We start from the raw sequence: 13,625 nt of genomic DNA on the forward strand, positions 1-13,625 counted from the left end.
GAAAGCGGTGTTTCAGGCGACATTGATGTCAACTGACACACCGCTTTCGCGAGCAAGCCCGCTCCCACAGGGTTAAAGGCCGATCAGCCCTCATCCCCGTCATCATCATCCCCACCGTCAACCTTCATCCCCAATTCCTTGATCTTGCGGGTCAAGGTATTGCGGCCCCAACCCAGCAGCACGGCGGCGTCGCGGCGGCGACCGGCGGTGTGCTTGAGGGCGGTCTCGATCATGATCCGCTCGAAGCTGGGCACGGCGCTGTCCAGCAGGCTCGACTGGCCACGGGCCAGGGCCTGATCAGCCCACTGGCGCAGGGCTTGCTCCCAGTTGGTCACCGGGGCTGAATCCTGCGGCAGGCTCAACAGCTCCGGCGGCAGGTCGCTGATGTGCACTTCGCGGCCCGAAGCCATCACCGTGATCCAGCGGCAGGTGTTCTCCAGCTGACGCACGTTGCCCGGCCACGGCAGGTTCTTGAGGTATTCCTCGGTTTCGCTCTTGAGCAGCTTGGGCTCGACCGCCAGTTCCTGGGCCGCGCGGCTGAGGAAGTGCCGGGCCAGGGTCGGGATGTCTTCGCGACGGTCCGCCAGGCGCGGGATATGAATGCGGATCACGTTCAGGCGATGGAACAAATCCTCACGGAATTTGCCGGCGTGAACCAGGGTTTCCAGGTTCTGGTGGGTGGCGGCGATGATGCGCACGTCCACCTTGACCGGCGTATGCCCGCCGACCCGATAGAACTCGCCATCGGCCAGTACGCGCAGCAAGCGGGTCTGGGTGTCCGCCGGCATGTCGCCGATTTCATCGAGGAACAACGTGCCGCCGTCGGCCTGCTCGAAGCGCCCGCGCCGCAGATTGGCGGCGCCGGTGAATGCACCTTTTTCGTGGCCGAACAGCTCGGACTCCATCAGGTCCTTGGGAATCGCCGCCATGTTCAGCGCGATGAACGGCGATGCCGCCCGTGGACTGTGACGGTGCAGGGCGTGGGCCACCAGTTCTTTACCGGTGCCCGACTCGCCGTTGATCAGCACGGTGATGTTGGAGTGGCTCAGGCGCCCGATGGCGCGAAACACTTCCTGCATCGCCGGCGCTTCGCCGATGATTTCCGGGGTGCGGGCCAGGGCCGGCACCTCTTCCATGCCCTGTTGTTCCTGGGCATGTTGATTGGCGCGCTTGACCAGCGATACGGCTTCATCGACGTCAAATGGCTTGGGCAGGTATTCGAAAGCGCCGCCCTGGTAGGACGCCACGGCGCTGTCCAGGTCGGAATGGGCGGTCATGATGATCACCGGCAGCCGCGGATGCTGTTCGCGAATCCGCGCCAGCAGGTCCAGGCCGCTGGCGCCAGGCATGCGGATGTCGGAGATGATGACGTCCGGTTGCTGACGCGCCAGGCGACTCATCACCCCATCGGCGCTGTCGAAGCTCTGGGTGGTCATGCCTTCCTGTTGCAAGGCTTTTTCCAGGACCCAACGGATAGAACGGTCGTCATCGACGATCCACACGGTTTCACTACGGCTCATGTCGATGTGGCTCCTTGTTCCAGTGGCAGGAAGATCGAGAAGGTGGTGTGGCCGGGGTGGCTTTCACACTCGATCAAGCCCTGATGCTGACTGATGATGTTCTGGGTAATGGCCAGGCCCAGCCCGGTACCGTCCGGACGGCCGCTGACCATGGGGAAAAAGATGGTTTCCTGCAGCTCGGCAGGGATGCCCGGGCCGTTGTCGATGATTTCGATCTTGGTCACCAGGCGATGGCGCACGTGGCCGATGGTGAACTGGCGCATGGCGCGGGTACGCAGGCTGATGCGGCCCAGGCGCAGCTCGTTCTGGCTGCTGATGGCTTGCATCGCGTTGCGCACGATGTTCAGCACGGCCTGGATCATCTGCTCGCGGTCGATCAGGACATCGGGGATGCTCGGGTCGTAGTCGCGCACCAGCGTGATGCAGCCCTGGCTTTCCGCTTCCACCAGGCTGCTGACGCGCTCCAGCACCTCATGCACGTTGCACATCGCCAGTGATGGCAGCTTGTTCGAGCCGAGCATGCGGTCCACCAGGTTCCGCAGGCGGTCGGCTTCCTCGATGATGACGTTGGTGTAGTCCTTGAGGCTTTCTTCCGGCAGTTCGCGGGCGAGCAACTGCGCCGCGCCACGAATTCCGCCGAGGGGGTTCTTGATCTCATGGGCCAGGCCGCGCACCAGCATCTTGCTGGTTTCCTGCTTGGACAATTGCGCTTCTTCCTTGGTGATGCGCAGCAGGCGATCACGCGGGTGGACTTCCAGCAGCAGCAGGGTGGCGCCGTTGTTCAGGATCGGCGTAACCGCGTAGTCCACGGTCAGGGTCTGGCCGGTCAGCGCGGTGAGCATCGCTTCGCGCTTGGTGAACGGATGGGCCTGTTCCACCGCCTGGCGCAAGGAGTTGAGCGCTTCGGTGGATTCGGTGAACAACTCGCTGATGAACTGCCCGTGGCTGCGCTGGCCACTGACGGCCAGGAGCATCTCCGCCGCCGGGTTCATGTACTCGAGGCGCAGTTCGGCGTCGAGCAGGATGGTCGCGGTGGTGAGGTTGTCGAGCAGCAAGCGGTGTAGTGCGTCGCTAATGGTCATCAGGACCTCTTTTGGAGCGTAGCAACTCGGGACCGGTCCCAAATTGCGCGCGCGATTAATGCGCTGTTACAAGGAAAATGCAAAAAACAAACCAAGGCTCCGAAAAGAAGCGTTTAGAGCCTCAAAAAGGTGTTTTTCGCCCGGTTGCGTGGCATTCAGCCAGCTTTTACGGGTACTTTCGAACCAAAATGGGTTTGGGATCTGAGTAGTGTGCAATGTATTGCACCAATATAGTGCGCAGTCCTGAGTGACGTCAGAAGAACGGCAGGATGCTGCTTTTTTCTTCTTCAGGCTTTTCGGCGAGGGGGCATTCGGGGCGTTGACCGTAGTCGGTCGTGGTGCAGGGCTTGATGCGGCGCTTTTGCGCCAGGGACATGCGTTGCATATGGAAGGGCTGGTTGGCGGTGCGTTCGACGATGCGGTCCTGCTCATCGAGGATTTCTACCGCCAGGTGATGGGTGCCTCGATCGATGTTGCTCAAGGCAAACACCGGGCTCGGCCCCGGCGCCCCCGGCGGCTGGCCGTCGAGCAGCAGGCGGTAGCGGTGGCCTTTTTTCAGGCCGGGTTCGCTGGTGACGCTGACGATCAGTTCGCCTGCGGTGCTGCGTATCGTCGCGTCCGGCTCGGGTATCAACAGTCGGAGCATTTCGTAATGAAACAGCGGCTCTGGCCGGGTTTCGGCGGTGGGCGCCGTTGTTGTGCCCGGGGGCGTTGGCATCCGGTTGCCGGGTGGCAGTTGGACTTTCTTCGCATTGCCGGGGCGCGGCTGATCGGTGAAGACGCGATTACCCTGGGCATCGATGTAGGTGTAGACCTGCGCCACCCCAGGCAGCGCCGCCAGTGCCAGGCTAAGCGCGAGCGGCCAGCGGATCATGGCTGGTGCACCCGCTGCACGGTGAACGTGACGGTTTCGCTTTGTTGCACGAGGGTGTCCCCGTCGATGACTTGCACCGCCAGGCTGTGCTCGCCCCGATCGATGTTCACCAATTGCAGGCGCGGTACGTTGGTCGGCTGGCCATAGGGTTGGCCGTCCAGCAGCAGCCGGAACAGGTGAGGGCTGCGCAGGCGCGGTTGCGCCCGCACGCCAACGGTGAAGGTGCCGTTGTTGGCGCGCAGGGCTTCTTCGGTGGGGATGTCGGTCAGTTCCAGTGCCTCGTAGGCATTGCGCGGCTCGTCGCTGTTGGCGGGGGCTGGCGGTGTGTCCGGGCTGGCCGGGGATTGGCGTTCGATACTGTTGAGCGGCGGCAACTCCACCGTCTGGGCTGGTACGCCTTGGGGCGGCTGGTTGCTGTAGGCGGTGTTGCCGTCGGCGTCGGTGTACTTGTAGATCTGCGCGGCGGCGGGCAGTGCCAGCAGCAACAACAGGATGATTGAAAAGCCGCGACCCATGGAAAATCGACCGAAAACGAAAAGTGATGGGTGCAGCATAGGCCAGGGCGGATGGTTGGCCCAAGTTGTTGTGTTGCATGCGCCTCCTGTGGGAGCGGGCTTGCTCGCGAAAGCGGTGTATCAGTCGACATCTGTGTGTCCGACACACCGCATTCGCGAGCAAGCCCGCTCCCACAAGGGGAGGTAGGCTGTCTTAAGCTTTTGTGGAGGTACACAGCTCTCCGGTCGCTCGGATCAGGGCGAGGCGGTGCACCGGGTGCTGCTTGTTGTGGTGGGTGGCTCGGGCCAGCCATTGCGGGCACTGCGGGTCGGTGCGGTAGGGGGCGAAGTCGGCCAGTTGTTGCAGCAGGCGTTTTTGCAACCGGTCGAGTTGCGGGCGGATCTGTCCCACCAGGTCCGGGCGCGGGAGGTCCGGGGCCTTACCTTCCTGGGCCCAGTCGGACAAGTTGATGTACTGCACCATTTTGTTGGCTTCTATCTGGGCGGCGAAAAACGCTTCCACGGTTTCGCCACTCAGCTTGTAGGCCGGCGCCTGGGCGACAGCCGCGGCAATGACTTCACGCTCGCGCTGACGGTCTTCTACCGGTTTATGGCTGTCCCATTTGCTCAGGGCCACTTGATCGGCGAGGGCCAGGCGTTCGCCAATGGCGTTAAGCAGCGGGGTCAGGGCCTCGGGGGCGTGAGTCGAGGCGGCTTCGGCGGTGGTGGCCAGCAGCGCGGCTGACAGGGCAAGGCAGAGTTTGAAGCGCAAAGTCATGGACAGTCTCGTCTTCTATGGGGGGGCGACGGGGCATCATGCACGTAACTGGCGCCCATAAAAAAGGCCTCCCGAAGGAGGCCTTTCTTTATTGCACGCCGTGCGTGGCGGCGCTTACTGGATTAGCAGCTGTAGTACAGCTCATATTCCAGTGGGTGTACGAAGGTACGAACCTTGATTTCTTCTTCGCTTTTCAGTGCGATGTAAGCGTCGATGAAGTCATCGCTGAATACGCCGCCCTTGGTCAGGAAGGCACGGCCCTTGTCCAGCTCTTCCAGGGCTTCTTTCAAGCTGCCACACACCTGTGGAATTTCCTTGGCCTCTTCAGGCGGCAGGTCATACAGGTTTTTGTCAGCGGCGTCGCCAGGGTGGATCTTGTTCTGGATACCGTCCAGACCGGCCATCATCAGTGCAGCGAAGGCCAGGTACGGGTTGGCAGCCGGATCCGGGAAGCGCGCTTCGATGCGGCGGGCTTTAGGGCTGTTCACGTAAGGAATACGGATCGAGGCGGAACGGTTGCGAGCCGAGTAGGCCAGCATGACCGGGGCTTCGAAGCCAGGTACCAGACGCTTGTAGGAGTTGGTCGACGGGTTGGTGAAGCCGTTCAGGGCCTTACCGTGCTTGATGATACCGCCGATGAAGTAGAGGGCGGTGTCCGACAGGCCGGCATAGCCTTCGCCTGCGAAGGTGTTCTTGCCGTCCTTGGAGATCGACATGTGAACGTGCATGCCCGAACCGTTGTCGCCGTACAGAGGCTTCGGCATGAAGGTCGCGGTGCGACCGTAGGCGTCGGCAACGTTGTGTACGCAGTACTTCAGGGTCTGGACTTCGTCCGCCTTCTTGACCAGCGTGTTGAATTTCACGCCGATTTCGTTCTGGCCGGCAGTTGCCACTTCGTGGTGGTGAACTTCCACGGTCTGGCCCATTTCTTCCAGTGCGTTGCACATGGAGGTACGGATTTCGTGGTCGTGGTCGAACGGTGGAACCGGGAAGTAGCCGCCTTTGACGCCTGGACGGTGGCCTTTGTTGCCGCCTTCCACGTCCTGGTCGGACATCCACGAACCTTGTTCGGAGAAGATCTTGAACATGGAGCCGGAGATATCGGACTTGAATTTGACTTCGTCGAAAATGAAGAACTCAGGCTCAGGACCGAAGAAAGCGGTGTCGCCGATACCGGTGGACTTCAGGTATTCCTCGGCGCGGTGGGCGATGGCGCGTGGGTCGCGGTCATAGCCTTGCATGGTCGAAGGTTCGATGATGTCGCAGACCAGGATCAGGGTCGGCTCTTCGGTGAACGGGTCCAGGACGGCAGTTTCGTCGTCCGGCATCAGGATCATGTCGGAGGCTTCGATGCCTTTCCAGCCGGAGATGGAGGAACCGTCGAACATTTTGCCGATTTCAAAGAATTCGTCGTCCAGCGCATCACGGGCCGGCATGGTCACGTGATGTTGAGTACCTTTGGTGTCAGTGAAGCGCAGATCAATCCACTTGACGTCATGATCTTTGATGAGTTGAACCGACTTCGACATATGTCCTCCGGGTGGCTTCGGGCGGGTAGTGGAGTGCCCTTAGATATGGGTGATGCCGGCGCGAATACTCTGCCAAGGCAACCTGCCTCACAAGGGAGCAAATTGCATGCCAGTGCCCCGCCATGGGTTTTTTTGCACCAAATCCACGCTTTTAAAGGCGTAAATCAAAGATTGTCAGACAATAACGCACTGCAATGTGGCGCCGTCAATCGATAATGACCTGTTTTGGTGCGTGTAAAACCATCTGCACATAAACTGGTTAAACCTTGAGCAATTTCCGCTATAATCCGCGCCCCCCTTTTTCGGCTGGCCGTTCGCGCGCTGTTTTCATGAAACTAATCGTAAAAGTCTTCCCCGAGATCACCATCAAGAGCCGCCCGGTACGGATGCGTTTCATCCGCCAGTTGGCCAAGAACATCCGTGCCGTGCTCCGAGACCTGGACCCGGCCGTGGTGGTGAATGGCGTGTGGGACAACCTCGAGCTGGAAACCCGTGTCAGCGAACCCAAGGTCCTGAAGGAAATGACCGAGCGCCTGAGCTGCATGCCGGGCATCGCGCATTTCCTGCAAGTCGATGAATACCCGCTGGGGGATTTCGACGACATCCTCGCCAAGTGCATGCTCCATTATGGTGATGCCCTGGCCGGCAAGATTTTTTCGGTGCGCTGCAAGCGTGCCGGCAAGCACCCGTTCAGTTCGATGGACGTGGAAAAGTACGTCGGCAGCCAGTTGCGCCGACAGTGCGGCGCGGCCGGTATTTCGCTGAAAGACCCGCAGATCGAAGTACGCATCGAAATTCGCGACCAGCGGCTGTTCGTGATCCACAGCCAGCACAACAGCATTGGCGGCTATCCGCTGGGTTCGCTGGAGCAGACCCTGGTGCTGATGTCCGGCGGTTTCGACTCCACGGTCGCCGCCTACCAGATCATGCGTCGCGGGTTGATGAGCCATTTCTGCTTCTTCAACCTCGGCGGGCGTGCCCATGAACTGGGCGTGATGGAAGTGGCGCACTTCATCTGGAAGAAGTACGGCAGCTCCCAACGCGTGTTATTTGTGAGTGTGCCGTTCGAAGAAGTCCTGGGCGAGATTCTCGGCAAAGTCGATAACAGTCATATGGGCGTCATTTTGAAGCGTATGATGTTGCGCGCCGCTTCACGAATTGCCGACCGCCTGCAAATCGATGCGCTGGTGACCGGCGAGGCGATCTCCCAGGTGTCGAGCCAGACGTTGCCGAACCTGTCGGTGATCGACTGCGTGACCGAGAAGCTGGTCTTGCGGCCGCTGATTGCCAGCCACAAGCAGGACATCATCGACCAGGCCAATGAAATCGGCACCGCCGAGTTTGCCCGGCACATGCCGGAGTACTGCGGCGTCATCTCGGTCAATCCGAAGACGGCGGCCAAGCGCGGGCGGGTGGAACACGAAGAGAAAGAATTCGACATGGCGGTGCTCGAGCGTGCGCTCGAAAACGCCAGGCTGGTGCCAATCGATCGAGTCATCGATGAGTTGGGCCAGGACATTCAGATTGAAGAAGTCGGCGAAGCGCTGGCCGGTCAGATCATCATCGACATCCGTCACCCGGACGACGCTGAAGACGACCCGCTGAGTATCGCCGGCATCGAGGTAAAAACGATGCCGTTCTATGCAGTGAACGCGCGTTTCAAGGAACTGGACCCTACTCGCCAGTACCTGCTGTATTGCGACAAAGGCGTGATGAGTCGCCTGCATGCCCACCATTTGCTCAGTGAGGGGCATGCCAATGTGCGCGTTTATCGACCGAGCTAAGTGCCCGGGGCTGTTTGCCTGTGGCCTGCGTCACCGGCCCCCCGACGCCGCCGACAGGCTGTAACGGCTTGTCGGACTCAACGTAAATCGCTGCCACGACCTGTCAGCACACCGAATCCTCTGATCGAGATACACAAGTGATCGAAAATCTACGCAACATCGCCATCATTGCTCACGTTGACCATGGTAAGACCACCCTGGTAGACAAACTCTTGCGTCAATCCGGCACCCTGGAGCGCAACGAGCTCAACGACGAGCGCGTGATGGACTCCAACGACCAGGAAAAAGAGCGCGGTATTACCATCCTGGCGAAAAACACCGCCATCAACTGGAATGGCTACCACATCAACATCGTGGACACCCCGGGCCACGCCGACTTCGGTGGTGAAGTAGAGCGCGTGATGTCGATGGTCGACTCCGTGCTGCTGCTGGTTGACGCTCAAGACGGCCCTATGCCGCAAACCCGTTTCGTGACCAAGAAGGCTTTCGAAGCCGGTCTGCGTCCGATCGTGGTGATCAACAAGGTTGACCGTCCAGGCGCGCGTCCGGACTGGGTTCTGGACCAGATCTTCGACCTGTTCGACAACCTGGGTGCCACCGAAGAACAGCTGGACTTCAAAGTCGTCTACGCCTCGGCCCTGAACGGTATTGCCGGTCTGGACCACACCGCCATGGCTGAAGACATGACCCCGCTGTACCAGTCGATCGTCGACGACGTACCAGCACCGAAAGTCGACCGTGACGGTCCGTTCCAGATGCAGATCTCGGCACTGGACTACAACAGCTTCCTGGGTGTTATCGGTGTTGGCCGTATCGCCCGTGGTCGCATCAAGCCGAACACCCCGGTGGTTGCCATCGACGCCGACGGCAAGAAGCGCAACGGTCGTATCCTCAAGCTGATGGGTCACCACGGCCTGCACCGCATCGACGTTGAAGAAGCAGCGGCCGGCGACATCGTCTGCATCAGCGGCTTCGAGCAACTGTTCATCTCCGACACCCTGTGCGACCCACTGAACGTCGAAGCGATGAAGCCGTTGACCGTCGACGAGCCAACCGTTTCCATGACCTTCCAGGTCAACGACTCGCCATTCTGCGGTAAAGAAGGCAAGTTCGTGACCAGCCGTAACATCAAGGAACGCCTGGACAAAGAGCTGCTCTACAACGTGGCACTGCGCGTTGAAGAAGGCGACTCGGCCGACAAGTTCAAGGTCTCCGGCCGTGGTGAGCTGCACCTCTCGGTACTGATCGAAACCATGCGTCGCGAAGGCTTCGAAATGGGTGTGGGCCGTCCTGAAGTGATCATCCGCATGGTTGATGGCGTCAAGCACGAACCGTACGAAAACGTGACCATCGACCTGCCGGAAGAATCCCAGGGCGCGATCATGGAACAAATGGGCCTGCGTAAAGGCGACCTGACCAACATGGTTCCGGATGGCAAGGGCCGTGTGCGCCTTGAGTACAACATCCCGGCTCGTGGCCTGATCGGTTTCCGTAACGAGTTCCTGACCCTGACCTCCGGTGGCGGCATCCTGACTTCGATCTTCGATCGTTACGACGTGATGAAGTCCGGCGACATGTCTGGCCGTCAGAACGGTGTCCTGGTATCGGTTGCGACCGGCAAGGCACTGACCTACTCGCTGGAAACCCTGCAAGCGCGCGGCAAGCTGTTCGTCGAGCACGGCCAGGATATCTACGAAGGTCAAATCGTCGGCCTGAACAGCCGCGACAACGACCTGGGCGTGAACCCAACCAAAGGCAAGAAGCTCGACAACATGCGTGCTTCGGGCAAAGACGAAACCATCGCCCTGGTTCCGCCGGTCAAGTTCACCCTGGAGCAAGCTCTGGAGTTCGTGCAGGAAGACGAGCTGTGTGAAGTGACGCCTAAGTCCATCCGTCTTCGCAAGAAGATCCTGGGCGAAAGCGAGCGTACCCGCGCTGCCAAGAAAAGCGGCAACTGAGTTTCGACTTAGTTAGCAGCTAAAAAAACGCCCCCGGTCGTGAGATCGGGGGCGTTTTTTTATGCCTGGAAATTATTGGGTGTCTGATAGGGCCCCTTCGCGAGCAAGCCCGCTCCCACAGTGGATCTTCAGTGGACACAGATTTTGTATCCGCCGTAGATCCATTGTGGGAGCGGGCTTGCTCGCGAAAGCGATCTGCAAAACGCCGCAGAAACTAGCAGTCGATCAGAATTTGTCCAACGTCCGCGGATTACGCTCGCGCTCCACTTCCTTGGGTTTGTAGGCGCAATAGCCCGGACGTGGCCCGACCCGTGGATGGTTGCGGCAGGTGTCCGGACGTTTCTCGTAAATGGTGCACAACCGGCTTTTGCGGTCCAGATAAAGGCAATCGTTGTTGCTCATGCGCTGGAGCGTGAAGATTTCCGACTTCTGGTTGTAGCGCTCGACGATCCCTTCCTTTTGCAGGCGCTTGGCGATGTTCTTCGGCGGGTCGCCCAGTTCGAACTCATCGACGATGCCGATGCGGATCAGGTCCTTGATCTTGACCTCCACCGGCAGCGTGCAGCAGCTCGACACGCAGGAACCGCACATCGGGGCGGAGTACTTGGCCCAGGTATCGAGTCGGTCGATCTCCGCGGCGGCGATCAGGTTGGGCTTCATCATCACGGTTTACCAGCATGCATCAGGGCGCGCGATCATACCGGGACTGGTGAAATTTTGAACGACCATCCGCCAGTTTTTTTTCATCCCGGCCAAACCTGCCCGGATCGGCACGGCCCCTGCATTCATTCGACCATCCGGCAATTCCATGGCGATGATTCTCCGACACTCGGGGAAATCCACCGAACCAAGAGCCTGTACCGTCTGTCAGACCGTCTAGGCTCAGACAATTCCATGCTCGTTCGAGGTCTTATCAATGACTCAAGAACCACTTGTTCGCGAAGCCGAAGTTGCCGCATTTCGCGACGCCGTGTTGACCAAACTCACTTATGCCGTCGGCAAGGATCCGGATCATGCGTTTGATCACGACTGGTTCGAAGCCATTGCCCTCGCCGCCCGCGACCACATGGTCGATCACTGGATGGACCACACGCGACAGATCTACCGCAAGGGCCAGAAGCGCGTTTATTACCTCTCCCTGGAATTTCTCATCGGTCGCTTGCTCTACGACAGCCTGAGCAACCTCGGCCTGCTGGATACCGCCCGCGAAGCCCTGACCGAGTTGGGCGTGGACCTGGAGCGCATCCGTCTGCTCGAGCCGGATGCGGCGTTGGGCAACGGTGGCCTTGGCCGCTTGGCCGCATGTTTCATGGAGAGCATGTCGACCCTGGGCATCGCCGGCCATGGCTACGGTATTCGTTATGAACACGGCCTGTTCCGCCAGGCGATCGTCGACGGCTGGCAGCAGGAGCAGACCGAACACTGGCTGGATTTCGGCAACCCGTGGGAGTTCGAGCGGCCGGAGGTGGTCTACCCGATCGGCTTTGGCGGTGGCGTCGAGACCGTGACCGATGAGGCGGGTAAAACCCGGCAAGTCTGGTCCCCGGCCGAAACCGTGCGGGCCATCGCCTATGACACACCCGTGGTGGGCTGGCGCGGTGCCAGCGTCAACACCCTGCGCCTGTGGCGTGCCCGCGCCGTGGAAGACCTGCACCTGGAGCGCTTCAACGCTGGCGACCACCTGGGCGCGGTAGCCGAAGTGGCCCGGGCCGAAAGTATTTCCCGCGTGCTGTACCCGGCCGACAGCACTGAGGCTGGCCAGGAACTGCGCCTGCGCCAGGAGTACTTCTTCGTGGCCGCCTCGCTGCAGGACCTGCTGCGTCGTCATCGCAACATGCACACCTCGGTGCTGACCCTGGGCGACCACGCGGCGATCCAGCTCAACGACACTCACCCATCCATTGCCGTGGCCGAGCTGATGCGGCAACTGGTGGACGTCTACGACGTGGCGTGGGACGCGGCCTGGCAGATCACCCAGGACACACTGTCCTACACCAACCACACGTTGCTGCCCGAAGCCCTGGAAACCTGGCCGGTGGGGCTGATGGAGCGCATGTTGCCCCGGCACATGCAGATCATCTACCTGATCAACGCCCAGCACATCGATTCGTTGCGAGCCAAGGGCGTGCACGATTTTGATGTGCTGCGTTCGGTTTCGCTGATCGAAGAGGACAACGGTCGCCGGGTGCGCATGGGCAACCTGGCATTCCTCGGTTCCCACAGCGTCAACGGTGTGTCCGGGTTGCATACCCAACTGATGCGCAGCACGGTGTTTTCCGAGCTGCACAAGCTCTATCCGGATCGGATCAACAACAAGACCAACGGCATCACCTTCCGCCGCTGGTTGTTCCAGGCCAACGCCGAATTGACCTCGATGATGGTCGACGCCCTCGGCCCGAGCGTGCTCGACAACCCCGAGGAGCGCCTGATCGAACTGGAGCCGTTTGCCGACAAGCCGGCGTTTCGCAAGCTGTTCGCCGAGCAGCGCTTGCACAGCAAGAAGGCCCTGGCTTATCTGATCCACGAGCGCCTGGGCATCGCCGTGAACCCGGCGGCGATGTTCGACGTGCAGGTCAAGCGGATCCACGAGTACAAGCGCCAGTTGCTCAACTTGATGCACACCGTGGCGCTGTACCAGGCGATCCGCGCCGAGCCGGAAGTGGACTGGGTGCCGCGGGTGAAGATCTTCGCCGGCAAGGCCGCCGCCAGTTATCACCAGGCCAAGCTGATCATCAAGCTGACCAACGACATCGCCCGGGTGGTGAACAACGACCCGACCGTGCGTGGCCTGCTCAAAGTGGTGTTCCTGCCCAACTACAACGTCAGCCTGGCCGAAAGCATCATCCCGGCGGCGGACCTGTCGGAGCAGATCTCCACGGCCGGTTTCGAAGCATCGGGCACCAGCAACATGAAGTTCGGCCTCAACGGCGCACTGACCATCGGCACCATGGACGGCGCCAACGTGGAGATGCATGAGCGCGTCGGCGGTGAGCACATGTTCATCTTCGGCCTGACTGCCGAGCAGGTGGAGGCCCGCAAGCAAAACGGTGAGTTCAGCGCCGCGCCGGACATCGCCGCGTCCCATCGGCTCAATGATGTGCTGCAGGCGATTCGTGGCGGAGTGTTCTCGCCGGATGATCCGATGCGCTACGCCGGGCTCGTGGACTCGTTGGTCGATTACGATCGCTTCCTGGTCTGCGCCGACTTCGACTCGTACTGGAACGCCCAGGCCAAGGTCGAAGAGCGTTGGCATGACTCCAAGCAATGGTGGCGTTCGGCGGTGCTCAACACCGCGCGCATGGGCTGGTTCTCTTCGGATCGGACCATCCGTGAGTACGCGACCGACATCTGGAAAGCCCTGGAGTAGCATTTGCTGTAAGAAATGTGAGCGAAGCCCAACGGCGGTTGGGCTTCGTCGATATACTAGGCGCCAGTTTCGCCGGGCTATGTGGCCGGGCTCAGCACTGGAAGTGCCAACAATCCAATGTGGGAGCGAGCTGTGTGGGAGCAAGGCTTGCCCGCGATGAAAACGCCGCGGTCTCTTGAGGACCGCAGCGCCCGGATCGCGAGCAAGCTTTGCTCCCACACAGCTCGCTCCCACAGGGT

11 protein-coding genes are annotated in these 13,625 nt (G+C 60.5%); 3 read left to right on the forward strand and 8 right to left on the reverse strand.

The genetic code is table 11. From position 1 onward, the window contains the following. Positions 1–83: 83 nt before the first annotated feature. From ntrC to glnA, 6 genes are all read right to left on the reverse strand, one after another. Positions 84–1,520: a nitrogen regulation protein NR(I) gene (gene ntrC, locus AD662_RS01840; protein ID WP_014336110.1), complete on the reverse strand. Its 1,437-nt coding sequence runs from the start codon at positions 1,518–1,520 to the stop codon at positions 84–86. Beyond that, positions 1,517–2,602, reverse strand: coding sequence for a nitrogen regulation protein NR(II) (glnL, locus tag AD662_RS01845; protein ID WP_014336111.1), 1,086 nt, complete (start codon positions 2,600–2,602; stop codon positions 1,517–1,519). Before glnL ends, ntrC begins: the two co-directional genes overlap by 4 nt. 253 nt (positions 2,603–2,855) lie before the next feature. Next, positions 2,856–3,476 (reverse strand): DUF4124 domain-containing protein, encoded by a 621-nt coding sequence (locus AD662_RS01850; RefSeq protein ID WP_053185172.1) that lies wholly within the window; start codon positions 3,474–3,476, stop codon positions 2,856–2,858. After that, positions 3,473–3,991, reverse strand: coding sequence for a DUF4124 domain-containing protein (locus AD662_RS01855; RefSeq protein ID WP_018606666.1), 519 nt, complete (start codon positions 3,989–3,991; stop codon positions 3,473–3,475). The genes AD662_RS01850 and AD662_RS01855 overlap by 4 nt, the downstream gene beginning before the upstream one ends. Positions 3,992–4,184: 193 nt before the next feature. Beyond that, positions 4,185–4,748: a chorismate mutase gene (locus tag AD662_RS01860; RefSeq protein ID WP_053178184.1), complete on the reverse strand. Its 564-nt coding sequence runs from the start codon at positions 4,746–4,748 to the stop codon at positions 4,185–4,187. Between the two features lie 122 nt (positions 4,749–4,870). Then, positions 4,871–6,277, reverse strand: a complete 1,407-nt coding sequence (gene glnA, locus AD662_RS01865) for a glutamate--ammonia ligase (RefSeq protein WP_003186728.1) — start codon at positions 6,275–6,277, stop codon at positions 4,871–4,873. 329 nt (positions 6,278–6,606) lie between these two features. Between glnA and thiI the strand changes: the two genes are divergently transcribed. Next, positions 6,607–8,061: a tRNA uracil 4-sulfurtransferase ThiI gene (gene thiI / locus AD662_RS01870; RefSeq protein ID WP_003196863.1), complete on the forward strand. Its 1,455-nt coding sequence runs from the start codon at positions 6,607–6,609 to the stop codon at positions 8,059–8,061. A gap of 137 nt (positions 8,062–8,198) precedes the next feature. Then, positions 8,199–10,019 carry a translational GTPase TypA gene (gene typA / locus AD662_RS01875; RefSeq protein ID WP_003186725.1) on the forward strand — a complete coding sequence of 607 codons (1,821 nt, stop codon included), beginning with the start codon at positions 8,199–8,201 and terminating at the stop codon, positions 10,017–10,019. 225 nt (positions 10,020–10,244) lie between these two features. Here the strand turns inward: typA and AD662_RS01880 are convergent, their stop codons facing one another. Together AD662_RS01880 and AD662_RS29155 are read right to left on the reverse strand one after the other, a co-directional pair. After that, complete coding sequence (locus AD662_RS01880; RefSeq protein ID WP_003196865.1) at positions 10,245–10,682, reverse strand: YkgJ family cysteine cluster protein; 438 nt, start codon at positions 10,680–10,682, stop codon at positions 10,245–10,247. 6 nt (positions 10,683–10,688) lie between these two features. Further along, a complete protein-coding gene (locus AD662_RS29155) occupies positions 10,689–10,829 on the reverse strand; it encodes a hypothetical protein (RefSeq protein ID WP_155767778.1) in 141 nt (46 codons plus the stop codon). A gap of 106 nt (positions 10,830–10,935) precedes the next feature. On the opposite strand from AD662_RS29155, the gene AD662_RS01885 reads away from it, so the two are divergent. Further along, the gene (locus AD662_RS01885; RefSeq protein WP_018606673.1) at positions 10,936–13,386 is read left to right on the forward strand and encodes a glycogen/starch/alpha-glucan phosphorylase; all 2,451 of its coding nucleotides are present in this window, start codon (positions 10,936–10,938) and stop codon (positions 13,384–13,386) included. Positions 13,387–13,625: the final 239 nt, after the last annotated feature.

It is taken from the genome of Pseudomonas kilonensis, from assembly GCF_001269885.1.
Taxonomy (GTDB): domain Bacteria; phylum Pseudomonadota; class Gammaproteobacteria; order Pseudomonadales; family Pseudomonadaceae; genus Aquipseudomonas; species Aquipseudomonas kilonensis.